This is a genomic window from Bifidobacterium callitrichos DSM 23973 (assembly GCF_000741175.1).
GTDB classification, from domain to species: Bacteria; Actinomycetota; Actinomycetes; order Actinomycetales; family Bifidobacteriaceae; genus Bifidobacterium; species Bifidobacterium callitrichos.
In genome coordinates, this window is record NZ_JGYS01000003.1 from 201090 (window position 1) to 227177 (window position 26088).

At 61.6% G+C, this 26088-nt stretch carries 27 protein-coding genes; 12 read left to right on the forward strand and 15 right to left on the reverse strand.

The genetic code is table 11. The features are described from left to right. The first annotated feature begins 85 nt into the window (after positions 1–85). Positions 86–898, forward strand: coding sequence for a glucosamine-6-phosphate deaminase (gene nagB, locus BCAL_RS02710; RefSeq protein ID WP_043164840.1), 813 nt, complete (start codon positions 86–88; stop codon positions 896–898). 74 nt (positions 899–972) lie between these two features. Beyond that, a complete protein-coding gene (locus BCAL_RS02715; protein ID WP_043164839.1) occupies positions 973–2286 on the forward strand; it encodes an N-acetylglucosamine-6-phosphate deacetylase in 1314 nt (437 codons plus the stop codon). A gap of 51 nt (positions 2287–2337) precedes the next feature. On the opposite strand, the gene BCAL_RS02720 is transcribed toward BCAL_RS02715, so the two are convergent. From BCAL_RS02720 to BCAL_RS02745, 6 genes are all read right to left on the reverse strand, one after another. Next, a complete protein-coding gene (locus BCAL_RS02720; RefSeq protein ID WP_043164836.1) occupies positions 2338–3339 on the reverse strand; it encodes a LacI family DNA-binding transcriptional regulator in 1002 nt (333 codons plus the stop codon). Positions 3340–3557: 218 nt separating this feature from the next. Next, entirely contained in the window at positions 3558–4670 is a 1113-nt protein-coding gene (locus BCAL_RS02725) for a hypothetical protein (protein ID WP_043164834.1), read from the reverse strand. Further along, the gene (locus BCAL_RS02730; RefSeq protein ID WP_043164832.1) at positions 4667–5395 is read right to left on the reverse strand and encodes an ATP-binding cassette domain-containing protein; all 729 of its coding nucleotides are present in this window, start codon (positions 5393–5395) and stop codon (positions 4667–4669) included. The genes BCAL_RS02725 and BCAL_RS02730 overlap by 4 nt, the downstream gene beginning before the upstream one ends. Positions 5396–5411: 16 nt before the next feature. Beyond that, entirely contained in the window at positions 5412–6464 is a 1053-nt protein-coding gene (locus tag BCAL_RS02735; protein WP_043164830.1) for a peptidoglycan-binding protein, read from the reverse strand. 32 nt (positions 6465–6496) lie between these two features. Then, positions 6497–7183, reverse strand: coding sequence for a hypothetical protein (locus tag BCAL_RS02740; RefSeq protein ID WP_043164829.1), 687 nt, complete (start codon positions 7181–7183; stop codon positions 6497–6499). Between the two features lie 36 nt (positions 7184–7219). Beyond that, entirely contained in the window at positions 7220–7624 is a 405-nt protein-coding gene (locus BCAL_RS02745) for a hypothetical protein (protein ID WP_043164827.1), read from the reverse strand. 198 nt (positions 7625–7822) lie between these two features. On the opposite strand from BCAL_RS02745, the gene BCAL_RS02750 reads away from it, so the two are divergent. From BCAL_RS02750 to BCAL_RS02795, 10 genes are all read left to right on the forward strand, one after another. Next, entirely contained in the window at positions 7823–8485 is a 663-nt protein-coding gene (locus BCAL_RS02750) for a response regulator transcription factor (protein ID WP_043164825.1), read from the forward strand. Then, a complete protein-coding gene (locus BCAL_RS02755; RefSeq protein ID WP_043164823.1) occupies positions 8482–9783 on the forward strand; it encodes a sensor histidine kinase in 1302 nt (433 codons plus the stop codon). Before BCAL_RS02750 ends, BCAL_RS02755 begins: the two co-directional genes overlap by 4 nt. A gap of 63 nt (positions 9784–9846) precedes the next feature. Beyond that, entirely contained in the window at positions 9847–10407 is a 561-nt protein-coding gene (locus BCAL_RS12105; RefSeq protein WP_052119037.1) for a TetR/AcrR family transcriptional regulator, read from the forward strand. A gap of 111 nt (positions 10408–10518) precedes the next feature. After that, entirely contained in the window at positions 10519–10818 is a 300-nt protein-coding gene (locus tag BCAL_RS02765; protein WP_043164820.1) for a hypothetical protein, read from the forward strand. Positions 10819–11013: 195 nt separating this feature from the next. Next, a complete protein-coding gene (locus BCAL_RS02770) occupies positions 11014–11220 on the forward strand; it encodes a hypothetical protein (protein WP_025263185.1) in 207 nt (68 codons plus the stop codon). An 18-nt stretch (positions 11221–11238) separates the two neighbouring features. Beyond that, on the forward strand, positions 11239–12084 hold the full coding sequence (locus BCAL_RS02775; protein ID WP_043164814.1) for a VirB6/TrbL-like conjugal transfer protein, CD1112 family: 846 nt from the start codon (positions 11239–11241) through the stop codon (positions 12082–12084). A 43-nt stretch (positions 12085–12127) separates the two neighbouring features. Next, on the forward strand, positions 12128–12508 hold the full coding sequence (locus BCAL_RS02780) for a PrgI family protein (protein WP_043164813.1): 381 nt from the start codon (positions 12128–12130) through the stop codon (positions 12506–12508). Next, positions 12501–14897 carry a VirB4-like conjugal transfer ATPase, CD1110 family gene (locus tag BCAL_RS02785; protein ID WP_043164811.1) on the forward strand — a complete coding sequence of 799 codons (2397 nt, stop codon included), beginning with the start codon at positions 12501–12503 and terminating at the stop codon, positions 14895–14897. The genes BCAL_RS02780 and BCAL_RS02785 overlap by 8 nt, the downstream gene beginning before the upstream one ends. Before the next feature lie 515 nt (positions 14898–15412). Further along, the gene (locus BCAL_RS02790; protein WP_223847973.1) at positions 15413–16486 is read left to right on the forward strand and encodes a CHAP domain-containing protein; all 1074 of its coding nucleotides are present in this window, start codon (positions 15413–15415) and stop codon (positions 16484–16486) included. Positions 16487–16507: 21 nt separating this feature from the next. Continuing rightward, positions 16508–17746 (forward strand): hypothetical protein, encoded by a 1239-nt coding sequence (locus BCAL_RS02795; RefSeq protein WP_223847975.1) that lies wholly within the window; start codon positions 16508–16510, stop codon positions 17744–17746. 226 nt (positions 17747–17972) lie between these two features. Here BCAL_RS02795 and BCAL_RS02800 read toward each other — a convergent pair whose 3' ends face one another. The 9 genes from BCAL_RS02800 to BCAL_RS02835 all read right to left on the reverse strand — a co-directional run bounded on the left by BCAL_RS02800 (position 17973) and on the right by BCAL_RS02835 (position 26075). After that, positions 17973–18287, reverse strand: coding sequence for a hypothetical protein (locus tag BCAL_RS02800; protein WP_146143583.1), 315 nt, complete (start codon positions 18285–18287; stop codon positions 17973–17975). Positions 18288–18477: 190 nt separating this feature from the next. Beyond that, entirely contained in the window at positions 18478–19386 is a 909-nt protein-coding gene (locus BCAL_RS12575) for an amidase domain-containing protein (RefSeq protein ID WP_238549600.1), read from the reverse strand. Between the two features lie 159 nt (positions 19387–19545). After that, positions 19546–21213, reverse strand: a complete 1668-nt coding sequence (locus tag BCAL_RS02805; protein WP_043164807.1) for a VirD4-like conjugal transfer protein, CD1115 family — start codon at positions 21211–21213, stop codon at positions 19546–19548. Further along, positions 21210–21644 (reverse strand): hypothetical protein, encoded by a 435-nt coding sequence (locus tag BCAL_RS12110; RefSeq protein WP_052119036.1) that lies wholly within the window; start codon positions 21642–21644, stop codon positions 21210–21212. Before BCAL_RS12110 ends, BCAL_RS02805 begins: the two co-directional genes overlap by 4 nt. Next, positions 21641–21949, reverse strand: coding sequence for a hypothetical protein (locus BCAL_RS02815; RefSeq protein ID WP_043164804.1), 309 nt, complete (start codon positions 21947–21949; stop codon positions 21641–21643). Before BCAL_RS02815 ends, BCAL_RS12110 begins: the two co-directional genes overlap by 4 nt. Further along, entirely contained in the window at positions 21946–22659 is a 714-nt protein-coding gene (locus tag BCAL_RS02820; protein ID WP_043164802.1) for a hypothetical protein, read from the reverse strand. Before BCAL_RS02820 ends, BCAL_RS02815 begins: the two co-directional genes overlap by 4 nt. A gap of 18 nt (positions 22660–22677) precedes the next feature. After that, positions 22678–24138: an antirestriction protein ArdA gene (locus tag BCAL_RS12115; protein WP_081887205.1), complete on the reverse strand. Its 1461-nt coding sequence runs from the start codon at positions 24136–24138 to the stop codon at positions 22678–22680. Beyond that, positions 24135–25133, reverse strand: a complete 999-nt coding sequence (locus tag BCAL_RS13670) for a hypothetical protein (protein ID WP_223847977.1) — start codon at positions 25131–25133, stop codon at positions 24135–24137. Before BCAL_RS13670 ends, BCAL_RS12115 begins: the two co-directional genes overlap by 4 nt. A gap of 39 nt (positions 25134–25172) precedes the next feature. Next, the gene (locus BCAL_RS02835; protein ID WP_043164800.1) at positions 25173–26075 is read right to left on the reverse strand and encodes a PcfB family protein; all 903 of its coding nucleotides are present in this window, start codon (positions 26073–26075) and stop codon (positions 25173–25175) included. Positions 26076–26088 lie beyond the last annotated feature (13 nt).

Sequence of the window (26088 nt, forward strand, 5' to 3'; positions counted from 1 at the left end):
CGGCGGCATGCACCACCATGCCGCCGCCCGTACACGTATATATACATTTCCCAAACACACTCCACAGGAAAAGAGGCAATCAATCATGGCTGAAGTGATTATCGTCAGGAACGAGGAGGAGGCCGGCGAGATCTACGGCCGCTGCGTGGCGGACCTCATCAAGGCCAAGCCGGACGCGGTGCTGGGCCTGGCCACCGGCTCCAGCCCGCTGGCCGCCTACCGCGCCCTCGCCAAGATCGTGCACGAGGAGCACATCGACGTCTCCAAGGTGCGCGGCTTCGCGCTGGACGAGTACCTGGGCCTGCCGCTGACCCACCCGGAGTCCTACCACTCCACCATCCACCGCACGGTCGTCGAGCCGCTCGGCCTCGACCCGGAGAAGGTTCACGTGCCCGGCGACGTGCTCAACGGTGCACCTCTTGAGGATGGCGACAAGATCGCCGCCGCCGGTCCCGCATATGACGCGGCGATTGAGGCCGCGGGCGGCATCGATGTGCAGATCCTCGGCATCGGCACCGACGGCCATATCGGCTTCAACGAGCCCGGCTCCTCGCTGGCGTCCGGCACGCGCGTGAAGACCCTGGCCGAGCAGACCCGCATCGACAACGCGCGCTTCTTCGACAACGACATCAACCAGGTGCCGACCCACTGCATCACGCAGGGCATCGGCACGGTGTTGAAGGCCCGTCACCTCGTGCTGCTCGCGTTCGGCGCGGGCAAGGCCGAGGCCATCGAGGAGACCGTCGAGGGCGGCGTGTCCGCGTTCTGCCCGGCCTCCGCGCTGCAGCTGCATCCGCACGCCACGATCATCATCGACGAGGAGGCCGCGAGCCGTCTGCGTCACAAGGACTACTACCGCTACGCCTTCGCCCACAAGCCGGCCTGGCAGGGCATCTGATCGGCAGACGAACGATTCGGGCTCCTTCTTGCTTCGCCAAGAGGGAGCCCGAACCCATATGCAGGAAGGAAATCATGACGCAGGACAGAGATGAGATCGTCGCCCGCGTGACGGCGGCGTTGGAAGACGAGGCCAAGCCGGTCGCGATCCGCGGGGCACGCAAGGTAGACGCCTGCGGCGAACAATCGGGCTATTGGGTGGTCTCGGACGCACGTGGCGTGATTGTGGCCACGGGCTTCGCCGCCGCGGACGGTACCGGCGAGGAGGCGTTCGAGCACGCCTGCCGCACGGTCGGCATCGACCCGGCCGTTCCAGCTGACTCCAACGACGCGGTCATCGACGCGGCCGGCCGCATCCTGACCCCCGGCTACGTGGACATCCACGCCCACGGCGCCTGGGAGAAGAGCTTCGACGACGGCCCCGACGGCATCGACGTGGCTCGCACCGGCCACGCGGTCCACGGCACCGCCCGCCAGGTGCTCTCGCTCATCACCAACCCGATGGACGTGATCTGCCGTAACATCCGCACCGTGCACGAGAAGATGGCCACCCGCCCTGACATCCTCGGCTGCCACCTCGAAGGCCCGTTCCTCGCCCTGAAGCGCAAGGGCGCGCACGACCCGAACTGCCTCAAGGACCCGGTGCCCGAACTCGTGGACCGCATGCTTGACGCCTCGGGCGCCGACCCCGCCGTCGGGCGTCTCGGCTGCATCCGCCAAATCACCATCGCCCCCGAGCTTGAGCACGGCATCGGCGCCATCCGCCAGTTCGCGGCCGCCGGCGTGGTGCCCGCGGTCGGTCACTGCGACGCCGACTACGAGACCGCCCAGGCCGGCTTCAACGCGGGCGCCGGCATCATGACCCACATGTTCAACGCGATGAACGGCCTGCACCATCGCGAACCCGGTCCCATCCCGGCCGCCGTCGAGGACCCGCGCGTCACCATCGAGCTCATCAACGACGGCTTCCACGTGCAGAACCCGATGGTCAAGCTCGGCTTCGGCCTCGCGCCCCACCGCATCGCGTTCGTCACCGACGCCATGGCCGCCACCGACTGCCCCGACGGCGCGTACAAGCTCGGCAAACTTGATGTGAACGTCATCGACGGCCACGCCCGACTCGTGTCCAACGGCGCGATCGCCGGCTCCACCTTGACGTTGGAGGTCGCGGTTCAGCGCGCGGTCAACGAACTCGGCTTCAGCCCGGTCGCCGCCGTCGAGGCCGCCACCCTCACCCCGGCCCGCGCTTTCGGATTCGACAGGGCCAACCCCGTCACCGGCACGCCGCTCGGCCTGATCGCCCCCGGATACGCCGCCGACCTCAACCTCCTCGACCCCACCGACTGGACCGCCCAACACGTCTGGTGCGCCGGCCGCCAGCTGAAGTAAACTCCTTCCAGCAAAATCGACACCGGTGCCGCCCGTCTTCGAGACGACGTCTTACGCCCGAGGAACGAAGCTTGCGCGCGGCACCAGCTCGGTCGTCAGCAGGATGTGACGCCGCACCCGCCGCTCATGCTTCAACCCATCAATCAAGGTGGAGAACGCCATACGGGCCAACTCCCTTTGATCGATCGCATACGAACTCAGCGACGGAGACGTGTACCGGGCGATCGACTGGTTGTTCACACTCACCACAGCCAACTCGTCGGGAACCGCCACACGCAGCGCATTCAACGCCTGCAACGCCCCCACCGCGAGCACGTCGGCGGCCACGATCAGGCCATCGGGCATGCTGCCGGCCTCACGATGGTCAGCCACCAATTGCTCCGCGAGACGGTAGCCGTTCTCCACGGTGAACGTGCCGGACGAATACACCAATCCGTCCGTTCCCAATCCCAAGTGCGCGGCCCACTGGCGGAACGACAGTTCACGGATGTCCTCGGGATAGTCATGCATGCCCATGATGCTGCCCACTCCGCCGAGAAACGCGATGCGCCTGCGGCCCACCGCGATCATCGCGTCCAGGGCGTCCAGCATCGTCTGCGACAGATCGGGCCGTACGGAGTCGAACAGGTGCGGCGCCGGATTCGTATCGATGCACACGCCATGCGGGAGCACCGCATGCAGGGCGCGCAGGTCCGCTTCGGGAAACACCGTGGCGCCCACGGTGATGAACCCATCAAACTCCGCCGCACGTTCCGTCAACTCGTGTATGGACCGGATGAACGTGGGCTGGTCCAATTCCATCGACTTTGCACACTCCACAAGGACCTTCCGCAGATCCGAGAAGTATGCGTCCTGCAATTCCTCCCCGGACGGAGGGGCATCCAACACCGCGATCGCGGGACGGAACACGTTGCGGTATCCCATCTCCTCGCATACGCGCAGCACCCGCCGGCGCGTCTCCTCCTTGATGGAGAACGACGGGTCGTTCAGCAAGCGCGACACCGTGCTCTGCGACACCCCGGCCCGTTCCGCGACTTCCTTGAGCGTGGCCATGACATCCTCCTCGCAAACTTTAGTAAAGGGTTTTACTACAGCATAACCCGGGATTTGCAAGATGGCGGATTCCCCCACTCAGGAAGTGACCCACAACTGATAAACTTCAAGCGTCCCGACAAAGGGGCAATGCATAGAGGGCGGGCTTGTCATTGGAAAACATGCTCGCCCTCTAATCAAGACGTATGGCAGTCTGAACCGGAACCTTTTCCTCATGCTCACTGTCTGTTTTTGAAGAAGGCGAAGAGTTGGTTGTCGTGTATGGCGGTGATGGCAATGACGGCTCCGATTTGCGCGGTGATGAGGGCTGTGGTGAGTGCGGGGAGTTGGATGGCTGTCAGGGTGATCGCGTTGGCGTGTCCGCTGGTCCAGCGGGCCGTGGTGTAGGTGATGGCGGTGGCGGCGAGGATTGCCGGCAGGGTCCATGCGAGGGTTTCGAGCGCGTTGGTGGCGAGGATGCCTTGGCGGGGTATTCCCATGTGCAGGTCGTCGGCTATTTCGATGCGTCGTGCGCGTGTGGCCATGATGGCGATGGCGAATGCGGCGATGGGTGTGATGGCGAGCATGAGGCGTGTGGTTCGCTGCCGGTAGCGGGTGTCGAGGTCAGGGTTGGTGCCGAGCATGGTGTTGGCTTGTTTGGTTTGGGTGGCGGGTGCGGCTCCGGGTATGGCGGTCGCGGTGGTGTTGAGCAAGTCTTCGGCGTCGGGGTTGGCGGGGTTGATGGTGGCCCAGCATTCGTCCCATTGCTGGCCGGCGTTGATGGGTGTTGGGGTGATGATCGCGTAGGCGAGTCGTTGGTCACGGCTGTCGTCGGTCCAAGGGAAGACCGCGCTGATGTGCATGACGCCCTGGGTCGTGGGCAGGTCGTCTCCTTCTCGCGCGTGGAGGGTGGCGGCGAGTTGACTGGAGATCCATACGCCGGGTTGGGTTTGCTCTCTTGCTCCGACGCCGAGCACGTTAGCGAGTCCCGGCGTGGCCTGCCATGCGTCCAGTGGGGCCGCGGGCATGGCGGTCAGGGTGATTTCCCCGTTGCTTTTGAGCGCGCCGGCCGCTTGGATGGGGTTCGTGGTGGTGTCGCCTGTGGTGCCGGTGGTTTGGGTGAGGTTTGCGCATGTGGTGGGGTCGATTTGCTTGCTGCCGGAGATGATGTGGATGGCGGCGGCGCTGGTGGCCCATTGTCGGGATTCGTGTTGGAGGGAGGTGATGGCGGTCAGGTCGAATACGGCGGTTCCTGCTGCGATGAGGGTGAGGATGCCGGCGCAGGCGAGGGCGCGTGTGGTGCCGGTGGCGATGTTGCGCCATGCTTCGGACAGGATGGCGGTTGGTTTCATCGTGTGTCGTCCTTGGTGTCGATGTTGGGGTTCGGGTTGTGCCACGCGAGGTCGATGACGCGGGTGCACGCGGCCCGGGTGTTGGGGTCGTGGGTGGCGATGACGACGATCGCGTCGCCTTGCGCGAGTCCGGTGAGGGTGGAGTCGATGTCGTTGGCGGTGCGCTGGTCGAGTTGGGCGGTGGGTTCGTCCACGAGGAGGAGGTCGGGTTTGCTGGCGATGGCGCGGGCGAGCATGAGGCGTTGGGCTTCGCCTCCGGATAGTTCACGGAACTCGCGTGCGGCGACTTTGGTCAGGTGGAACGTGCTCATGATGGCGATGGCTTCGTCTTCGGCTTGCGTGCGGTCGATGCCTTGGCCGAGGAGCGGTTGGACGACGTGGTCGATGGCGGTGCGCCGTGGCATGCCGTGGGGGTTCTGGAACACCCAGCGCACGCGGTTGACCCGGCTGCGTCGGATGGTTCCTTCGGCGGGCGGCTCGAAGCCGGCGATGATGGACAGGAGGGTGGATTTGCCGGAGCCGGACGGCCCGCACAGGCCGACGGCTTCGCCGGTCGTAAGGGTGAAGTCAAGGTCGCGGAACAGCCAGGGGCCGTCCGCGAACCGGTGGCCCACGTGTTCTCCCGTGACCGACGGTATTCCGCCGGCCGCGGGCCGCGCGGAGTCGATTGGCCGTGCCGGCACGGGGTCCGCGACCGTTTCGAGGGGCAGGATGCTGATGCTCATGCGCGTCCTCCTTGTGTCAGTGCTGCGTTGCGGCGGGGCATTGGATGTCGTCGAGTTTGTGGCCGAGGGCGACTTTGCCGATTGTCGCGTCGGATTGTTCGGGTTGGATGAGCGTGGCGCCGAGGGCGGAGCCGATGACGGTGACGGGGATGGCCTGTTTGCCGTCGGGCGAGACGCAGGCGCGGGTGCCGTTCTGGCCGGTGATGGCGGAGGGCGGGACCTTGATCGCGTCGATGGGTTGTTCGAGCGCGAGGGTGGCGGTGGGTTTCTTGCCGCCTTGGTCGGCGAGGGTGGTCTTGTAGCCGTCGCTGGCCTGTACCTGGTCGAGGAATTTCTGGTCGCTGATCCTGCCGTCGGTCTTGTCGAGGCTGGTCTTGACGCCGAAGAGTGTGAACGTGCGTTTGCCTTCCCTCAGGTTCTCCGGCGTGGGGAAGGTGATGGCCGTCAGCTGGCCGCCGGTCTTCATGATTTCGGCACCGTCCGTCAGGCTGGCGTTCAGTCCGGCCGTGCATTGGGTGGGCATGGCGGCAGCTTGGGGCAGCCATGCCACGTCGGCCGGTCCGATCCTGCCGTCGGGGTTGCGGTCGCCGGCCTGCGAGAGCAGCTGGTTGACGCCGTCCTTGGTGCGCCACCCGTAGGTGCCGTTGCCTTCGGCGTTGTAGCCGAGGCGGGCGAGTTCCTGTTGCAGGGCGAGCACGTCGGGCCCGGTGTCGCCGGTGCCGATCTCGCGGTAGAGGGGCGTGTCGGTGTGCAGGGCGATGACGGGTTTGCCGTCCACGGACAGCAGTCGTTTGCCGGATTCGACCGCTTGGCCGGGCGTGCACAGGGTTTCGCTGACGGTGCCGGCGGCGCGCGAGGTGATCGATTGTTCCGCGCTGGTCTCGAACGAGGCCTCGACGGTCCGTTCGTCGTCGAACTGCTGGCGGCTGGCCGTGACGGTGTCTGGGCTCGTGGCCGCGGACAGTCCGTCGGGTGTGGGCGTGGGGATGACGAGCGCGGTGACGAGCACGCCCGCGGACAGCATACCCAGCCCGGTCAGGATCAGCGGGGTCAGGATTCGTGTTTTCATGTGGTCGTTTCCTTTCGTCGGATGCTTGTTCGTCAGCCGATGTTGACGGCGAGGCCGGCTCCGGTGAAGCATGACTGGGCGGCGTCCGACGAGGCGTCGAACGGCAGTCCCTTGGACGCTCCGTCCCCGTTCAACGCGTTTTCGAGTTTGCGTCCGGTGTAGGCGTCATCGACGAGGCTGCTTTTCTTCAGGCATTCCACGGCGGTATCGTACGGGTCGGCCAGAAGACCTGGGTTGCCCTGCTGGAGCTGGTAGAGGGATTCGATGATCTTGCTGGTGCCCTCGGAGCAGGTGTTGGATGCCTCCATGTACTTGTTCACTTCGGCGTCGGTCGATGGCACCGGCGTCACACCGGTGGTCTGGTAGAGTCCGTTGGACAGTTTGCGGGTCTGTTCCTGCCACCCGTTCTCGGCCATGCACGCGGCCTGCTTGTCGTGCGCGGTCTCGTAGTCCTCGGCGCTGATCTTGCCGGTCTTCTTGGCCCGTTGGAGCACGTCGCGCTCGAACTGGCTGAGTGTGTCTTTGGCGAGGTACTGGTCGAACAGGGCGCTCATGCTCGGCGCGATTCTGGTGCCGGATGTCTGCGCGTCGTCTGCCGTGTCCCGGCTCCAGGGCGTCGAGCATGCCGTCAGCGAGACGAGTAGTCCCATGCAGGACAGCAGCGCGGCGGCCCTGCGCAGCGTTTCTTGGCGGAGGATGGATGATGTGCTGGTGGTCATGGTGGTTTTCCCTTCCATCGGCTGGTGCCGGTCTGTCTACTTGGTGTTGAAGTCGGGATCGTGGTAGTCGGGCACCTTGGCCTGGCATTCCTTGATGGCCTTGTCCCGGTCACCGTCCGTGGACCCCGAGGACACCGAGCCGGAGCCGTCGCCGGTCCATTGGAGCACGACCCAGTTGCCGTCCATGATCTGCGCGGGCACTCCCGCTGCCGTGAGACAGTCGCGGTATCGTTCGGCGGCCTGTTTCGAGGCCGGGTTCGATCCCTGCGGCGCGTCGCCGCCCTGGCTGTCGGTCTTCGGCGCCGCGGCCTGCGACGTCGTCGCGGAGGGCGCGTCGGATGATTGCGTCGGCTGCTGTTGGCCGCATGCCGACAATGGCGCGGCCAGCATGGCGGCCAGCGCCGCGGCCGCCGCCAGTCTGAATACGGATGTGGTTCGCATGTGTTCCTCCCTTGCATGGGTTCGCCGCTGCCGGGGCGATGCTTTGGCCCGGCGGCTGCCGGACGATGCCCATTACAGCCGGCTCTCCGTGTGCGATGGGTGCGTGTCGCGCTCACCTAACACACACCCACACCGGGCACAATGGAGAGCACGAAGGCAATCGCATGGAGACCATGCGAGGAATCGGAGGCAATAAGAATGGCGAGGATCCTGATCGTCGAGGACGACGCCGACCTGTCGGCAGTGCTGGACGACTGTCTCAGGCACGAGGGATACGCGACCGGACTGGCAGGCACCGGCGTCGAGGCGCTGGACCTGCTCTCACGGGGAGAATACGACGTGATGCTCCTCGACCGCGACCTGCCCGTGCTCTCCGGAGACGAGGTCATGCGCACCGTGGACAGGCTGCGCATCCCCGTGCGCACGCTCATGCTCACCGCGGCCGGCAGCATCGAGGACCGCGTGCACGGCCTCGACCTCGGGGCCGACGACTACCTGCCCAAACCGTTCGCCTACCCCGAACTCCTCGCCCGCATCCGCGCGCTCCTGCGCCGAGGCGACACGGACGACGCGCCCACCGTAATCTCACGGGGACGTCTGTCGGTGGACACCGTCAGACGGCTCGCCTACGCGGACGGCCGGCCCCTCGACCTCGCACCCCGCGAATACTCGCTCCTGGAGGAACTGCTGCGCGCCGACGGCGGGTGGATCAACACCCGCGCCCTCCTCGAATCCCTGTGGCCGTCCGAGGCGCACGACCAGCCCGACCTCGTCAAGACCGCCGTCTACTCGCTACGGCGCAGACTGCCCGACCCCTCGCTCATCGCCTCGTCGCGCGGAGAGGGATACCGTATACCATGACCGACACCGACACGACAAACCAGCCGGCCGGGCACGCCGCGCACCCGCGCAAACCCGCCAGCTTCCGCATCCGCCTCGCCGTCACCGTCGGACTGCTCCTGCTCGGCATGCTCCTCGCCGTGATCCTCGTGCAGAACATCTCGCTCGACTGGGCGTTCCAGCATCAGGTGGACACCATCGCCACCGGCAGCAATCAGAACACCATCACGACGGAACCGGCAACACCCCAGGACGGGGTTCCCGGCACGGCCGACTCATGCAACGCGGACCCCTGCGACGTGACCGGCACCATTCCGACCCCGAACGCCGGACAGGGCGGCACGGAGGGCGTGGTGCTCACCGTCAGGGACGGCGTCGTGCAATGGATGCGCTACGGATCGCTCGCCGTGTTCGCCGTATCCGCGCTCCTGGCCGTGCTCCTCGTCTGGAACCTGTCGGGCAAACTCACCGCACACCTCGACTCCATCAGCCGCCAGGCCGGCCAACTCGACCCCGACCATCCCGCCGGGCGCATCAGCCTCGATCATCCCGACGCCGAGACCGCCAGCCTCGCCGACGCGCTCAACACGATGCTCGACCGCATCGAGCAATCCAACGAACTGCAACGATCGTTCATCCGCAACGCCAGCCACGAACTGAAAACACCGATCACGACCATCGGCACCAGCCTCGAAGCGCTCATGGCCCAGGACCGGTTCCCCGAGGACGTCAGACCAGCCATCCGCCACGCCATCGAAGCGAACCGCAAAAGCGGCGAACTCATCAACAGCCTGCTCGAACTCTCCCGCATCCAGACCGTGCCCGACACCAGCACGGAAGCCGTGGACCCTGCCCGCATCGTACGCGACACGCTCGAAACCCACCGCGAACAGGCGCAGGCACGTCACCTGCGCATCGACGCCGACGGACTCGCCGCATACCACGGCCCCTTCATCGAGACGAACCCGCGCTACCTCTCGCTCGCCGTGGACAACCTGATACGCAACGCCATCATCCACAACACCGACCACGGCACCATCGCCTGCACCATCCACGACGACAAGCAGCACGTCACCATCAGCATCACCAACACCACAAGACAGCCGGACCACCCCGAAGCCACGGCCGACCTCATCCAACCATTCCATCGAGGAGACGCAACCCGCATGGCCAACCAACCCGGCCACGGCCTCGGACTATCCATCGCCAAAGCCTGCACAGACGCCATCGGCGCCAGCCTCAACATCAGCCGTCCCACAGCCGGTGTATTCCGCGCCGGAATCATGCTAAATCGACATATCGGCATGCCCATTAGATGATTTATTCACGATAAGATATCCTTACCCATACTGACTGATTAGTCAATGAATGCGAGGATATCGATGAATAGTGCGGAACGGAGACGTAGAACGCGCGAAGCCCTGCTCGAAGCCGCGGCTCTCGAATTTGAAACACAGGGATATGCGAAGACCACATTGCAGGGCGTCGCTGACCGACTTGGTTTGACGCGTGGCACAGTGCTGTTCCATTTTCACACGAAGGAAGCATTACGGGATACGCTTATCCAATGGTGCGATGAGCGCCTGTGCGCAAAAGTGTCCCAATGTAGCGGCAGAAGCGATTTCGCTCGGATTCTCGCCGCGATTGCTGACATGCACTATGAAGATGCGCGAATACGTTCCGGATTACTGCTGCATGAAGAAAAAGCCCGAGCGGAGAACGCGGGGCACATGAAGTGGGAGGAAGCACTTGAACTAGTCTTGTTTGGGCAGTCCAACGACGCCCATGACAGCATTAAGACAGGAGCCCTAATCGATATGTACATCGCCGTCATAAGGTCTGATCGATGGAAGAATAAGCAGCAGCTCCGTCAGGCCCTTGATTTCTATCTGTCCCTAACCGGTCTGAGCAAAGCGGCTGAACCCTCTGATAACAAGCTATAAGGGAATCGTATGACAAGAATCGTTGATTCTTGTTGACTGACTAGTCAGTCAATGCACATTATGGGAGCACCAACCGGAAAGGTTGGACAACCCAAGGAGGAAGGAACTCCCATGAACACCACCACCAAAAGCAAAATCGGTCTGCTGGGCAAAGTCGGAGCCGTCGCCGCAGCTGCGGCAGCCGTGATGGCTTTCACCGTTCCTGCCGCTAACGCGGCCGGAACCTACGCTCTCCATGCCGGCACGGACTATGCCTTGGCCCAGACTTGGACCAACGGAGGAACCCAAGGTCGCTCCTATGCGCAGCATGGCAGGCGCGTAGCAAGCACCGTGTGGACTCTGCAGTCCAGCCGCGCATACGCAGATGACGGGTACTCGACCAGTTACCACGCTCAGGTCTGGTTCCGCTGAATTTGACTCCATGAATCGAGGAGGCGAGCTTTTTGCTCGCCTCCTTCTTTATTCGTCCCGATCAAAACGGTCTCGCCGCACATAAAGGACAACGAGACCATTCTTGTCCGCCGCTATCCTGCCGGTTTTCCCTGACGATGGGTGTCAACGGAGGCCGCCTGTCGGGCTCCTTGATCGTCGTCAGAGGAGGCCGTCGTGGATTTGTTGAATCAGGTGCTTCAGTTGTTCGTCAGGTTCGCCACCATCGGCGGTGGCTTGTGGCTGGTGTGGGGTGCCGTCACATTCGGCGGCGGCCTGAAGGATCATAATGGACCGCAGACGCAGTCTGGACTGTGGCAGATCGTGGGTGGAGGCATGATCATCGCGGCCGCGCAGATTTTCAACGCGGTGGCTCTGGGCTGAGCTGGTTCGGGGCCTGCCGTGGAGGACTTCATCGTAGCCATGCTCAACATGATCGGCGGCGGAGGTGCCGGTTCGATCACTGCCGGGCTGTTGTCCCAGGCGCCGGAGACATGGAATCCCGCTCTTTACCAGTTGGCGGTGAACGTGCATGGAGTCGCCGTCAAGCCTCTGACGTCGGTGGTGCTCGCGGTTATGTTCACGTTGGAGCTGGCGCGCAACTCGACGCGCATCGAAGCGGATCGCGATCTGGGTGTGAAGATCGTGGCCGGCACCATGTTCAAGATCGCGCTGGTGTTCATCGCCGTGCAGAACGCCGGTTTGTTCATTCGGATGTTCAATCAGGCCACGCAGTTCCTCATGCAGGGCGTGTCCTCGCAGATGTCGTATGAGGCGACGGGCGACGGCGGTCAGCTGGGTGATCTGATGCGCGACCAGATTCGCGATGCCGGGGTGATGGGGCAGGCGGCGTTGTTCTTTCTGCTGGTGATTCCGTGGCTGTTGTCCCAGTTGGCGTCGGTGGTGTTCACGGTGGTGCTGTATGTGCGGTTCATCGAGTTGTATGCGTTGACGGCGTTTCAGTCGTTGCCGTTCGCGTTTCTGGTGCATGAGGACACCAAGGCGATCGGCGTGGGTTTCTTCAAGTCGTATGCGCGCACGTCGGTGAATGCGGTGTGCGTGTTCATCTGTCTGGTGTTCTATCAGCGAATCGTGGTCGATGCCGTGAAGATCCCGAATTCCGCGGACAAGGGCATGGTGGCGTGGGTGACGGGCAATTTCGGCAATCTCATGATGGCGGGCATCCTGCTGTTCTTCGTGATCGCGGTGAGTCAGCGTGTCAGCCGGGCCATAGCCGGCGGCGAGTAGCCGCCTATCACAAACCGGATCCAATCAGGGAAAGGATTCTTTCATGTTGCAGATGCGCGTATATAAGGAGATCGCCAATGTCGAGGCGAAGGTGATGTGGGGGTTGAGCTGGCGTCAACTGGCGGCCGCCGCGTGCATGCTCGTTCTGGGCGGAGGCGAGGCTGCGTTGTTCTGGTCGTTGGGACTGTCCGATCTAGGGTCGTATCTGCTGTTTGCGGTGTGCCTGCCGTTCGCGCTGTGGGGCTGGTGGCGTCCGAAGGGACTGAAGCCTGAACGGTATCTGGGATACATGCTGCGCCAGCGTTTCGGTCCGAAGGTCTATCTGCTTGAATCCTATGTTCCCGCGAGGTTTCCCGGCAAACCGTCGTTGAAGGAGAAGACCCGTAGACGAATCAAGGGAAGGAAGGCACGTCGTCATGTCTGACATCAGCGGCAGCAAGGCGGTCAAAGGCAACGGCAAGCGACACGGAAAGGCCGGGAACCGGCGGTCCGGGAATCGCCGCATGCCTCGTTCATCGAAGGAGCTGCTTGGCTATGATTCGATGCTGTCCAATGGCATCGCGTTCCTTGGCGGCGATCGGTGGAGCGTGTCTCTGCGAATCAGCGACATCAATTATCAGGTCGCGACCCAGGATCAGCAGCTGGACGTCGTGGACCGGTGGGGTCGTTTCCTGAATTCGGTCGGCGAGAACATGGGTGTCCAAATCACGGTCGCCACGCGCATGCTGGATCCCGAGGAGGTGACGCGTAGCATCGCCATGCCGCTCCGAGGCGATGCGTTGGATGGATTGCGCGGGGACTTCAACCGCAATGTGCGTCGGCGTCTCGCCGGCCGTTCGCAGGGCGCGGTAACGGACAAGTATCTGACGTTGACGCTGCGCGAGCGGGATGGGGAACGTGCGGTCACGCTGCTGAACCGTGCCGCGTTACGTGCCACGGCGCAACTGCGATCGGTGGGCGGATGCGTCGGCGTCCGTTTGAACCGTCAGTCGCGTCTGGCGGTGCTGCACGGGATGCTGCGGCACGGTGTCCGGTTCCCGTTCACCGAGGACGGCTTCCTGAAATCGCATGGCATGTCCACGAAGGATTACGTGGCCCCGTTCGCCGTGGACGTGTCGGACCGCCGTCGGCTCCGGTTGAGCTCGGGCACCACGGAAGTATGGCATCAGTGTCTTTTGGTGCGTGATTTCCCGGATTATCTGAGCGATCAGCTGGTGTCGTCCATCACGGACATCAAGGCGGACATCACGGTCGGCATCCATCTGTCCCCGCGGGGCAAGGCCGAGGGGTTGAAGCTCGTGAACCGGACGATCGCCGAGATGGACATGCAGGCCATCGACGAGCGGCACAAGAACCGCAAACAGCATCTGCCCGAGGACATGCTGCCTCATGATCTTCAGGAATCCATGGCCCAGGCGGGCGAACTGCGCGATGATCTGGAGCATAACGGCGACCGTCTGGTGGATTCCCTCATGATCGTGGACGTGTCGGCGGACAGTCGCGAGCAACTGGACCAGACGGTCCGTGACGTGACGGCCGCGATCGATGGACAGTCATGTGTGGCCGAGACCTTGGCCTACATGCAGGTGGAGGGACTGAACGCCGTGCTGCCATTGGGAAATCCTTTGCCGCCGATGCGTCGCACGCTGACCACGTCGAGCGCGGCGATTTTGGTACCGTTCACGTCGCAGGAGCTGTTCGAGCCGGGCGGGGTGTTCCATGGGGCGAACGCCCGCACCGGCAATCCCGTGGTCATCGACCGTACGAAAGGCATGAACGGCAACGGATTCGTTTTGGGTACGACCGGGTCAGGCAAGAGCCAGGCGGCGAAGAACGAGATCACCCAGATCTATCTGACCCGTCCGGACGATGATCTGATCGTCATCGACCCGGAACGTGAGTTCACGCCGTTGTGCACCGGTCTTGGCGGCGAGCGAGTCGAGATCGGGGAATCGTCGCGCGCGCATATCAACGCTTTGGATATCGAGTATGAGGATGATTCCGAAGGCGATCCGATCCGGTCGAAATGCGCGAGCGTGCTGAACATGCTCGGCGTGCTAATCGGCGGACAGGACGGAATCGACCGCATGCAGCGCAGTCTGATCGACCGTACGGTCATCGGCATGTATCGCGAGGTGCGGGAACATCCGGAACTGGGCATGCCCACGCTCGTCACCCTGCATAATCGTCTCGCGGCTTTGAACGAGCCGGGTGCCCGTGATGCCGCGCGAGCATTGGAAATCTACGCGACCGGCAGTCTGAACGCCTTCGCTCATGCCACCGATGTGAACACGTCCAGCCGGTTCCTGGTCTATGACGTTTCCAATCTGGGAACGGGGTTGCGCACGTTCGGCATGCTCGTCGTTCTGGATCAGATATGGAACCGGGTCGTCAGAAATCGCCGTCTCGGCCGACGCACCTGGCTGTGGGTGGACGAGTTCCATCTGCTGTTCTCGAACCGGTATGCGGCCGAATACTTCCTGCGCCTGTACAAGCGCGCCCGTAAATGGGGCTTGTGCCCCACCGGCATCACGCAGAACATCGAGGAGCTGCTGGCCAACCAGGATGCGCGTCTGATGCTCGCGAACAGCGACTTCCTGTTGCTGCTGAACCAGACCGCCACGGATGCCGATGCCTTGTGCGAACTGCTGAGGCTGTCCGATGAGCAGCGGGCGTTCTTCACCGGGGTGCAACCCGGTCAGGGCATGGCCAAGAGTGGCACCGCGTTCATACCGTTCGACGGGCGCATCGATGCCGATAGTCTGCTTTACCGGCTGTATACCACGAAATTCGAGGATCGGAAGCCCGAATGAGACCCGTCACCTCCGACTCATTCCACGCCACACGCAATCTCGTTCGGCCGAACGGCACGATTCATGGCTTGAAAGTCCGTCATGTCAATGGACTCTCCCATGGCCCAATGCTGACCGGGCTAAAATGGCCACGAACCACCATCAGGAATAGTCAATCCGAAGCATCGCGCCCAATCGGCACAACAACCGTCAGCGCTTTGAACCGTGGTGTGAAGGCGACACGGTCCGTGCTTGAATCGCAATCGACACAGACGGAGACCAGCGAGGACGACGATCTGTTGTTGCCAATGGTCCCTGCAGACCGGGTACGCGACGGCGTGACCGGCATTATTCGCACAAGACATGCCGCAAGAGGTTCAACGGCACGTGCCATGGCAGGAAGAACGGCTTCGGTTCGTGCCAAACGTACGAGGCGTTTCGGCAAGACCGTACGATCGGGTGTCCACGGGACCAAATCCGCTGCCAGAGCTTCGACGCAGATTGCACGACAAGTCACGCAGACGGTTTCTCGGACTATGACGGCGGTGAAGGCCGGTGTTGCGGCATCGGCATCAACTGCGGTCAGCATTCCATTTCTATTGGGCGCGGCGGCGGTACTGATGGTCTTCAGTCTGCTGCTGTGGTTCATCCCCACCGTTGCCGTCGGAGATGACGGAGGCTGCGAGGCCCGTGTGATCGAAGTCCCGGACGAGGCGAAGCCATGGGTTAGTGAGGCGGCTCGATCGAGCGGATTAAGCGCTGATTTCATCGCGGCGATCATGAAGCAGGAATCCGGTTTCCGACCGGATGCGTATGCCGACGACAGTAACGGCGGAACATGGGGATTGTTGCAGATGAACAGGAGCGTATGGCGCGGCGTACATCCCGAAGGCGCCGACCAGACGCCGCCTGAAGGCATTACCGCCCCCATGGTCCATGCTCATTACGGCGGCATATACCTGAAAAACCGTCTGGAAGGCGTCAAACAACTCAAAGTCGAGCATCCGGGCATGCCGTTCGCCGAGCTTGACGATCTGACGGCTTTGGTCATCGCCCATAACGCAGGCGAAGGCAATCTCATGAGATACCCGGATATTCCCAACACCACCAAACGGTATCTCGACAACGTGAAGCTGGCCATCGACGCGGGAGGCGGCTGCTCGGCCACGGCAGGCCGAACCATCGGCAAGCTCACGCCGCCATTGGTCATGCAGCCCGGAACGCTAAACGTGGACGTGGCGGCGACCGGCACGCCCGTAGGCAAGATCACCACCTATGAAATCGGCCAATGCACATGGTGGGCGGCCGCCCGCCGATTGCAGATCGGCAAACCTGTGGACGGTTACATGGGCGACGGCTGGATGTGGGCGTCAAGCGCCAGAAAATTCGGATACCCGACGGGCGGCGGCATACAGCTCGGCGACGTGGCGAGCTTCGCCAAAGGCTATCTCGGCGCAAGCGCCGATTACGGACACGTCGCCATCGTCGAGGAAATCAAGGACGACGGCAGCATCGTCGTCAGCGAATCCGGCGGCGGCCTCCCATACGCATGGCTCAGAACCCTTACCAAAAAGCAGGCCAACAATCCCAGCATCACTTACATCCACTAATCCCGAGGGAAAGAAGGAAGCATGCGCCGCATCAATCCCAAACTTGATCCTTGCGAGCTTTCCGATCTTATGAGCGATTCCGGCAACTGGGATCTCCTTGCGCAAATCTGCGATCATCCCGGTACATGGCCGGAACTCGACCAGTGGGCTGCGCATGCCATTGCAGATCCTGAAACCGCTGGGGCTCCACCGGAACCGTTGCCCGACAGGAAACCCGAGCATCGGCTGCTGCCCATCACACCCATCATCGACGATGAGCCGCCTTGCGATACGAGGAGCAATAACACTCTCGCCTCCAAGCCCGGCAAGCGGACGGGAACGACGGTAGGCATGCCGATGGAGGACGGAGAACATGTCGAGGATGATGCGCCCTTGGCGGAATTATCTGCTGACAATGCGGATGAGGTGGCCGTCCATCGGCATATCCCTTTTACCCGCATCGCCGGCATCATGCTCGCTTCGGTCATCGCAACGGGATTAACCACAGGCCTTGTCATGGCGAAGAAGAACTATGACCATCAGGAGGCGCTCACGTCATGCAATCATGCAATCAAGCAAGCTGACATAGTGCGGATTGCATGGGACAAGGCATTGAAACAGGCGGAACCATATGTGAAGCTCCAGGATAAAGACGTGCAGGATCCCAAGTCTTTGGAACTGCTCGCCAAAATCATGCAATATCAGCCATCAATCTCAACAGAAAATTGCAATCCGAGTCTGACGGCCGACCGTCTCGATCGCAATCGTGCAGAAATAGGGAGAGAGAACAACCAGCTCAGAACCCAGATCAGGAACCTGCATGACACAGTTGACACGGTCAAGGCATCACACGAACAACAACAGATCGACAACGCACAGAACGTACTGAGTCAAACCATTGAAGACGCCGATAGGCTCTACAAAGAATCCGAGAACAAGGTCAGAGACGACAACACCCGCACACGACTCAATGAGCAGATCACCCATGCACGACTCATGACGCGCGACCACCAGAGTCTTGATGTCTATGACAGAACCATCCAAGACCTCAACGAAGTCATGCAAATCGTCCGGGATTCCATGACGACTGTAGAGAACGAGGATACATCTGATGCGGACCATTCGGATGGTTTCACACAGTCAGGATCGGATCCCCAATCATCGAACCGACAGTCCGCACCATCATCGGAAGGTTTATCCTCGCCAGTCACGCAAGGCAATCCCACTTGGGAGGTGCCTGAGCAATCAGCAATCCCCTCATTTCCCGACCAGCTGGGTTAACATCACTTTGCAAGAATGGCTAGGAGACGGCGCTGCGGTATTCGTCGAGTTTCCGGGCCAGTCGGTCTCGACGATGTCGAACATATCAGGGAGCCTGCGGTTGAATTCGACCAATCTGTCGTTGGCAGTCACGGCCGGGCTGGTCAACTTGACCAGATTAAAGAGACTCTAAAGAATAAAAAGACGAGGGCTATCCCACAGAATTCATGGAATAGCCCTTATCTCATCAATTGCGACGATTGTATTCATTAAGAACACTGTTCGCGTATTCAAGATGAGATTCCGTCTGTTGCTTCATGAGCTCATCGCTCGCTATGATATCGTTCTTCTCCTTCAGCAATTTCCATGCGAATATACTGTATTTATGAGACGGATCTGCATATTCTGGAAGTTCAGGTCTTTCAAATTCAGTTAATCCAAATTTTTGCGCATTCGCCTTTTCGGTCTCTGCTGAGACTAAAGTCGCTAAATTCCAGAAAACTTGGTCTTCTTCCCACTGAGAATATGCCGCGGACACCTGAAACATCAGTACGCCCGTCATGCAGACATATATCAGGGCAATGACTGATATAATCTGAAAATACCTTTTACTCTTCATGACAGCCAGAGTCCATTTTCTCAGTCATAACGATATTGAAGCCCATACCAGGTCATATTATTTTTTCCTTGTTCATGGGCATGCTGCAACGACTCCGTCAACGTGATTTGATGACGATTCTCCGTCTTCTGATCTATGACTGGATTGGCTTTGCCGTTTTTTTTACGACGACACCCACAACGAACATAGCGTGATCGATTTCATTATTTGAGGTCCAATCGACATACAATATGCTGCCTTGCCATGCTTTCCAAACATTATCCAAACTGTCATAACTATGCGAATAATGCTTCATGTACGAATAATTGCTATCCGCATTCATCCAAGCGCGTGTTGTCAGCTTATCCGGCATTACAGTAGAGTAATTCCATAGCCGCGTCAGCGTCATTCCGCCTTGATGAAGAGCCTGCGAGACAAAATTTGTACAGTTAGAGCCAAAAGACGGATACGCAGGATTCATTTTATCTTTATTTTCAGGACTCGTCCATTTATCGGCATAATTCATCGCCTTAATATAATTTACTCCGACGGAGTTGTCCCCGAAGGCATATGTCTGAGCCTTATTGAGTGCCTCACTTTCTAATGCGCCATTTTCATCCAAAGAAGCAGGTGTTTTGTCTTCGGTCGGCAATTCATCCGATGCGTCGGCATATTCCGGTGAATCTTGTTCATCAATCACTTTGTCGCTAATAATTGAATACCCTCGCTGCCTTCCCACATGGGCAAGCTCCATGACATGCGTAGAAGTCCAACTCTGGTCAAGATGGTCCGTTCGCTTACCATTAACATAAATAACAGTATCCGAGTCTGCGTCCAGACTCACGTTCACGGTCATATCTGCATCAATCAGATACTCTCCGTCATTTGATGATTGAATGCTTCTAATTGTCGGTACGACTTCAACATTCTTGCTGATAAGACCCTCTTTGGCTTGTTCCTCCGCGGTAAGTGGGATGTTCAGTTTGGACCTCGTACGCGGCGAATGATATTCGGCTAATAGTTCTTGCGAATACTGATGAAGCGTCTGCTGGATCTCTTGCATCTCCACATTGTCGCTTCCATACGCATATGCATTCGCAGGAAGCGTCAAGCTCGTCACTGCGAGAACCGTCAATATCGGGATAATCTTTTTTTTGTTTGCATTTAATGCATGATTTCATGCATATTCAAGAGACTGACCGATACATACAAGTTGTGTCATCTATAGATGACACAACTTCTCGCTGAGGAACGGTGGTATGCCTCTGAGTAGGTAGATGCACTGGCTAGTGGGGATGCGCCCGAGTTCGTCCGGGGTGAGGAGTTTTCTCGCGTTCTTGCGGGTGCTGCGTGTCCAGCTGCCGTTGAGGCCTTTGGTTTCGCTGGTTTCGATGACGTCGATGGTTTGGTCTCCGAGCCGGTCGCTGATGTATTTGGTGGTGCTGGGTTCGTTGCCGCCGAGGAAGAGCTGGCTGTCGCAGTTGCCGGCGATGGTCTCCCAGTCATCCCGATAGAGGCTTTTGCCTTGGCTGACGGTCTGAAGGATGATGCTGCAGCTGATGCGTCGGCTTCGTATGGTGGCGATGAGCCTTACGAAGTTGGGGATCTTGCCGATGTTGGCGAATTCGTCGAGCATGCAGTGCACGTCGCGGTCAAGCACGCCGTCGGGTTGGGCGTCGGCTTTGCGTACAAGCGTTTCGAAGAGGCATTGGTAGAAGACGCTGGCGATGAAGGAGAACGTGGCATTGGTGTCGGGCAGTTCGAGGTAGATGATGCGTTTGCCTTGGTCGAGGGTTTCGAGCCGGATGTCGTCGCCGTCGAGAATCCGGCGTACCTCGCGCACTTGGAGGGGTGCGAGGTGGACGCCGGTGGTGATGATGATGCTTTTCTTGGTTTCGCCGGCGCCTTTGAGGAACGTGTTGTATTGGGCGCATGCGAACGCGAGCCCGTCGAGCATTCTCCGGGTTTCCGCGTCGTAGTCGTCGGGATGTTCGCGCATGCGGTGGATTTCGGTTTGGGTTTCGGCGAAGAGCGCGTCGATGATGTATTCCTTGTCTTCGTCTTGTTCGCTGGCTCCCATGCGGTCGAGGGTGTCGGTGACTTGGTTGAGGGTGGGGTTGCTTTCGGTGTAGTAGGTCCATGCGATGAGGGCGCATAGGAGTGCTTTTTCGGCGTCCTGCCAGAAGCTGTCTCCGGTTTTGCGGTCTCCGGTGGCGTTGGTGACGAGGTTGTCGGTCAGGCGCAGGATCGCGGATTGGGGTTCCTTGGAGTCGATGTAGCGCATGGGGTTGAACCGGTCGGATCGGTCGAGGTGGATGAGGTCGAGCGTGTTGACCTGATAGCCGCGGTCGCGCATGGCGTGTTCCGTATCGCGTTTGAGTTCGCCTTTGGGGTCGGTGACGGCCCAGTTCATGTCCACGGACAATAGGTTGGGTTTGACGTAGTAGCGGGTTTTGCCGGAGCCTGATGAGCCAAGCAGGAGCGCGTTGAGGTTGCGCAGGGTGCGTCGTGTGTCTATGGAGAGCCGTTCGGTCGCGGTGAATCGGATGTTGTGGGATTCCACGGGGTCGATGAACGGTTTGATGTCCTTCGGGGTGCCCCAGTGTGCGGAGCCGTGTTCCTCGCCGCTGCGCAGGTTCAGGCGTGCCGTGTACTTGTATGCCCAGATCAGCAGGCCGACGCCCGTTGCGGCGAGTCCGCACAGCAGGTCGGTATGGTTCGTGGACAGGTGGAATGGATGGTACAGGTCGAGCCAGAACCTGTTCATCAGGTCAATCACGCTCATGCCTTCATCCAGGTCGGCGCGTATCTGGTAGCCGATCTTGTCGCCCAGCCAGAACAGCGTGAACAGTCCCATGGCCGCGGGCAGTATGGCTTGCAGACGTTTCATTGGTTTCCCCTGTCTCTTTCCAAGCCGCCGCGGTGCTGTGTCATGGCTCGTCGCATGTCATCGCCTGCGGGGGCATCGGCCGGCTGCGCAATCCGGCTGTTGACGCGGTGTTCGGCGCGGACGCGGATGTTCGTGAGCGTTTGTTCCCTGGTCCATGGCGGATCGTCGGCCGCAGGCTGCATGACGGCGGTGTCCGCCGGCAAAAGTTCATCGTGCCCGGGCGTCGGCTGTCTGTTTCCCGCGTCGGCGGCGATGGTGATGCGCGTGAGGCCTTGGCGGTTCTCGATGGTGTCGCCTCCGTCGCACATCGCGGCAAGGATGCGTCCCACAGGTGTTCCCGTATCGTAGGTGGCGGGGATTTCGTGTGTGATTGGAGCGCCGTTGGTTTTCTCATCTGCGCCGATGATGGTGATCGTTCGCGCCGTGTTCACGGGAGCGTGTCCTTGACGCTGGTGTGCAGGGCCATTTCGTCGGCCAGGATGTATGCTTCGTCGGCGGTTTCCTCCTCATGGATGATGCCGTGGACGATGAGCCGTCGCCCCTGCAGCGCACCCTGTTCGCGTAGGTATGCCGCATGGTCTCCGGCTGCGTGCACGCGGATGATGAGCGGCGCGTCCATGGTGCCGGCGTTTACGGTCAGGGTTGCCGTCGTCCTACCGTTGCCGTCGGTGTGGAATCTGGCGTCATCGGTGAGGATGCCGCGCGCATAGGCCTGCGGGTATCGGGCGTCGCTCATCGGCTTGGCCTGCGTTTTCTGGTGGGTTTGTCGATGTTCGGGGCTTTGCCTTGGACGGCGTTGATGGCGTCGCGTCCGATGGTGCGGGCGTCACGGCCGCCTCCGGTGAGCGCGTCGGATTCGGCGCGGGCTCTGGCCACCCGAACGTGTTTGGAGGCGAGCGTGTCGAGGGCCTGTTCCCGTGCGGCCATGACCCGTATGCTCCACGGGTCCCGGTAGTCATCAATCGGCTGGCTGATGCGAGTGCGGTCGGGCAGTTCGTTGCGTCGGGTCTTGCGGTCCACCGGGTAGGATCGGCATGCGGGGTTCGCGGATTGGATGTAGTGGATTGCGGTGGCGAGGTCGGCGATGCGTTCCTCCGCCGTTTTGTCCATGTCGATGAGCACGCGGCCCTGCACGTGTTGTTCGTCGCATACGGTGCGCGTCCATGTTTCGTAGTCGCGCACGTCAACGGTGTCCCGTTGGTCGCGGTCGTGCTGGTATCGCGTGGCATCGAACCGGTAGGTGATGTCGTGCGGGTGCACGTCGGCCGACCATTCGGGCAACGGTTCGATGGGGATCTCGCGCAGGGTGACGAGCCGGTACGGTGGTTCGATGTCCCCGTAGGAGCCTTGGGGCTGGAGGATGCCGAAGCCTTCCATGCGCAGCTCGTAGCCGAGGCGTTTGAGTTCGTCCTGCAGTTGCCGGTAGGCGGTGTCCATGGTGGTCATGCTGGTCTCCTCGGCGGCTTATCGGTTGCGGGTCTTCGTCCGGTCCGGTGCGGATGGATGGGCTGTGGGGTCGTCGGCGCGCTGGCTGGCCCGTTGGCGTATGCCGTCGAGCACCGTGTCCTTGCCTTTCGACGTGTTTGGCTCTTCCTCTTTCGCCGGTTTGGGGTTGAAGGAGGTGAGGGGTGCGGGCAGCGCGTATCCCTGGTCGATCGGGGTGATGCCGTCGGCGGGGTCGAGTTCGCCGGCGGGCTTGGCGCCCATGGTTTCGGCGAGTATCGCGGCGGCGTCGCCGTGTCCGGTCCGGTCGGCGATGATGCGTTGGAGGGTGTCCTCCAATCCTGCGCTGATGTCGGTGGAATCGGTGGGCATGATGCACTGGTAGACGGGTGCCCCCCAGTTCGTCGCCGTGCCGGAGAGCGTGTATTCCATGATGCGTTCGCCGGGTTCGAGCAGTGATTCGAGCTGGAACGGTTCCCGTGCCGGCATCTGGTCGGGATTGGCGCGTTCTGCTGCGTGTTCGGCGATGAGTCTGGCGAACGTGGCAGAGCCTGAGGGCATGTCGCCGTCCAGCTGGTCGGCCACCGGTTTGATGAGGCCTTGGACCTGTCGGCGCAGGGTTTCGTCATCGGTGTCGTTGGCCCGCATGATGCGTTCGGTGATGCGTGTGGCGTCGTCCGATCGCATCACGTTGTCGTGCGTGTCTCCCCAGCGTTCAACCATCTGCAATGCATCGGAGACCGTCGGCATCGTGGCGTCGAGGCCGGGCTCGCTGTCGGTGTAGGCGTCGATGATCTGCTTGAGCTCCGTACCGGAATACCGTTTGGTGTCGGGGATGGTGGCGTCGAGCAGGAACCCCTGGTCGGCGAGGGTGACGTTGTCGTTGATGGTGGCGTCGCGCCCGTATTTCGCCACGTCGAAGTACATGCCGTATGGTCCGTCAAGGAGTTTCGCGAGTTCGGCGTTTTGGTTGACGCAATGCCAGCCGTACATCTCGTCCAGGTCGGGCGTGTTCTCCTGCGTGATGCCTTGCGGCAGGTCGTAGGTCATGTATTCGATGTCCTCGGATTGGACGAGCAGGTTCGCCAGTCCGATCGGGTCGTGCACGCTGTTCATGTCGGCCGCCAGCCGTACCGCCTCCAATGCTTCGGGCTGGTCTTGCGTGAAGATCCGGGCGGCTTGTGCGAGCGTGTTCAGGGCGTGGATGTCTTCGTATTCGCCGGGCCGGTAGTCGAGTGCGGCGAGCAGTCCCGTGTATTCGTGGTCGAAGATGCCGTATTCCTCGTAGACGACGCCTCCTTGGCGTCCGATCTCATAGGCTTGCTGCGCGTCGAGCGTCAGTCCGACCTGTTCGGTGAGGAACCGGTCGATCCGCTGCTCGTCCGTGGGCAGGCGCAGCCATCCGCCGATGAGCGTGCCCTCGTTGTATCGGCCGAGGTTGCCTACCCATACGTTGATCGTCAGATCGTCTTCCGCCATCATCGGCTCCTTGTCTGTGTTTGCGCCTGCGTTCTTGCCGGCGTGGTGGATGGTGTCTGTGCACGGCGTTTGGCCCTGTCCTTGATGGCGTCGAGCGTCCGGCTCTTGCCGGCCGTCTGGGATTGCGCGGCCGCCTGTTCGGGGTTCTCCGGGCCGGGTGCTGCTGCTGGCGGTTCCTCGCCGGTTCGGGTGCCGGTGGCGGTGACCGGTTTGTTTTCGGCGTGTTGCCTCGCGTAGGCCATGCGTTGCGCTTTGACGGCGCGGCACAGCTGCCATGCGTCGTCGATGCGCATGGTCTCGCGTTGTTCGCCTTTGCCGCGCCACAGTTCCACCGGTTCGCCGGGTTTGAAGCTGACGGTCACGTCGCGCCCGTTCAGTTTGGCGTCCCGTGCATGGTCGGTCAGGAAGCGGTCGAGCTGCCATCCGGTCAGGTCCACGCCGCGGATGCTGGTGCCTTGCGGTATCGCCACGCGCATCTTGTCGAACGTGCGCCCGTCCTTGGAGGTCATCCGGTACAGGTGCACGTAGCTGTTGGGGAAGTTCACGCGCGGCCAGATCTCCTTTGTTCTTCCGCCGGCCGCGGGTTGCGTCGGCTGCTCGCCGCCGGGACGGCCGACGGCCGTCCCGTCCTGCTTTGGCTCCGGGGCCGGGGTATGCGTGTTCCCGGGATGTTCGGGCTGCCATTGCGTCGGCGTCTGCATGGCGTCGGGCGTGTTCCATGATCGTGCGGCCTGCGTGCGGATGCGTTGGGCGATCTCGTCGGAGGCCTGGTCGAGGTCCGGCGCGGGGAAGCCGATCGCGGCGTCGGGCCATGCCTGGTTGTGGCGTCGGATGGCGTCATCGACGACCATGCGGGCGACCTGGTCCAGCCGGTTGTCCTGCGGCATGCCGGCGGCCGCGTATTGCTCGCCGCGTCGTGCGATGTCCGCCAGGGCCTGCCGGTCGTTGTCGATGAGGTTGTCCATGAGCCAACGCGCGTTGGCTGAAAGCTCGGGCATGGCGATGCTCCTTTCCGGTCATGGTCGTCGCGCATCCGTTCACCGGGTGCGGGTGCGTTGTTTCGAGGGCGCGGTGCGGCGTTGGCCTTCGATGCGTTTGCCGGCCCGCTTGCGGATGTCGTTCAGGGTCTGTTGTTTGGTTTTGGGGCGTCGCACGCCGCCGTCCGGGGCGGGGATGTCCATGCGGCTCCAGTCCAGGCCCCGCGAGCGTGCGGTCAGGGATTCGATCGCGTCGGCGATACGTCTGGCCTGGCCGGCCGGGTAGGTGAAGCGCACCGTGTCGTCGGCGACCCGTTGCGTGTGGTGGGGTATGTGGAGCCGGTCGAGCTGGTCGGTGATGATCGCGGCGTCACGGTCCCAGGGCACCGTGCGGAAGTCGAACCGGCCGTTCGATGGCGATTCGGCGTCGAAGGCGAGGCGCAGCGCGTCGTCGGATGGTTCGAGGAACGGGTTCGGCTCCTCCCGTTCCGGCATCGGCGTCGTCTCCATGGACGGCTGCGCGTGGTCGGCGCCACCGGGTTCGGGAATCGTGGCGGTCTCCTGTTGGGCGAGTTCCCGGTTGAGGCGCTCGACGATGCGCGAGACGACGTGGTTGACCTCGTCGGCGTCCCTGCCTTGGAAGTGGAGGAAGGTGCGGCCGGTGTCGCGGTCGTGCTCGATGTGGAAGGTGATGCCGGCCTTTTTCAGGTCGTGTTCGAGCTGCCGGGCGTATCGTCCGGTGACTTCCTGCACGTTGATCGGCTCGCCGGTGCGATGCAGGGTTTTGCCGTCCACCTTGCCGGTGGTCCTGATGCGCCGCAGTGTCTCGCCGGTGGCGTGCACGCCGATGCCAAGCAGGTGCAGCGCCTTGTCGAGCCCGTATTTGGTCACGTCGATGATGACGCGTGTGCCTTGCTCGCTGACGCGCATCATGAGTTCCTGTGCCTGGTCCTCGGCCGCCATGGGATTCTCCCGT

Coding starts and splice junctions, on each gene's coding strand:
- nagB (WP_043164840.1), top strand. CDS start 86: ATGGCTGAAGTGATTATCGTCAGGAACGAGGAGGAGGCCGGCGAGATC.
- BCAL_RS02715 (WP_043164839.1), top strand. CDS start 973: ATGACGCAGGACAGAGATGAGATCGTCGCCCGCGTGACGGCGGCGTTG.
- BCAL_RS02720 (WP_043164836.1), bottom strand. CDS start 3,339: ATGGCCACGCTCAAGGAAGTCGCGGAACGGGCCGGGGTGTCGCAGAGC.
- BCAL_RS02725 (WP_043164834.1), bottom strand. CDS start 4,670: ATGAAACCAACCGCCATCCTGTCCGAAGCATGGCGCAACATCGCCACC.
- BCAL_RS02730 (WP_043164832.1), bottom strand. CDS start 5,395: ATGAGCATCAGCATCCTGCCCCTCGAAACGGTCGCGGACCCCGTGCCG.
- BCAL_RS02735 (WP_043164830.1), bottom strand. CDS start 6,464: ATGAAAACACGAATCCTGACCCCGCTGATCCTGACCGGGCTGGGTATG.
- BCAL_RS02740 (WP_043164829.1), bottom strand. CDS start 7,183: ATGACCACCAGCACATCATCCATCCTCCGCCAAGAAACGCTGCGCAGG.
- BCAL_RS02745 (WP_043164827.1), bottom strand. CDS start 7,624: ATGCGAACCACATCCGTATTCAGACTGGCGGCGGCCGCGGCGCTGGCC.
- BCAL_RS02750 (WP_043164825.1), top strand. CDS start 7,823: ATGGCGAGGATCCTGATCGTCGAGGACGACGCCGACCTGTCGGCAGTG.
- BCAL_RS02755 (WP_043164823.1), top strand. CDS start 8,482: ATGACCGACACCGACACGACAAACCAGCCGGCCGGGCACGCCGCGCAC.
- BCAL_RS12105 (WP_052119037.1), top strand. CDS start 9,847: ATGAATAGTGCGGAACGGAGACGTAGAACGCGCGAAGCCCTGCTCGAA.
- BCAL_RS02765 (WP_043164820.1), top strand. CDS start 10,519: ATGAACACCACCACCAAAAGCAAAATCGGTCTGCTGGGCAAAGTCGGA.
- BCAL_RS02780 (WP_043164813.1), top strand. CDS start 12,128: ATGTTGCAGATGCGCGTATATAAGGAGATCGCCAATGTCGAGGCGAAG.
- BCAL_RS02785 (WP_043164811.1), top strand. CDS start 12,501: ATGTCTGACATCAGCGGCAGCAAGGCGGTCAAAGGCAACGGCAAGCGA.
- BCAL_RS02790 (WP_223847973.1), top strand. CDS start 15,413: ATGACGGCGGTGAAGGCCGGTGTTGCGGCATCGGCATCAACTGCGGTC.
- BCAL_RS02795 (WP_223847975.1), top strand. CDS start 16,508: ATGCGCCGCATCAATCCCAAACTTGATCCTTGCGAGCTTTCCGATCTT.
- BCAL_RS02800 (WP_146143583.1), bottom strand. CDS start 18,287: ATGACGGGCGTACTGATGTTTCAGGTGTCCGCGGCATATTCTCAGTGG.
- BCAL_RS12575 (WP_238549600.1), bottom strand. CDS start 19,386: ATGCAAGAGATCCAGCAGACGCTTCATCAGTATTCGCAAGAACTATTA.
- BCAL_RS02805 (WP_043164807.1), bottom strand. CDS start 21,213: ATGAAACGTCTGCAAGCCATACTGCCCGCGGCCATGGGACTGTTCACG.
- BCAL_RS02815 (WP_043164804.1), bottom strand. CDS start 21,949: ATGAGCGACGCCCGATACCCGCAGGCCTATGCGCGCGGCATCCTCACC.
- BCAL_RS02820 (WP_043164802.1), bottom strand. CDS start 22,659: ATGACCACCATGGACACCGCCTACCGGCAACTGCAGGACGAACTCAAA.
- BCAL_RS12115 (WP_081887205.1), bottom strand. CDS start 24,138: ATGATGGCGGAAGACGATCTGACGATCAACGTATGGGTAGGCAACCTC.
- BCAL_RS13670 (WP_223847977.1), bottom strand. CDS start 25,133: ATGCCCGAGCTTTCAGCCAACGCGCGTTGGCTCATGGACAACCTCATC.
- BCAL_RS02835 (WP_043164800.1), bottom strand. CDS start 26,075: ATGGCGGCCGAGGACCAGGCACAGGAACTCATGATGCGCGTCAGCGAG.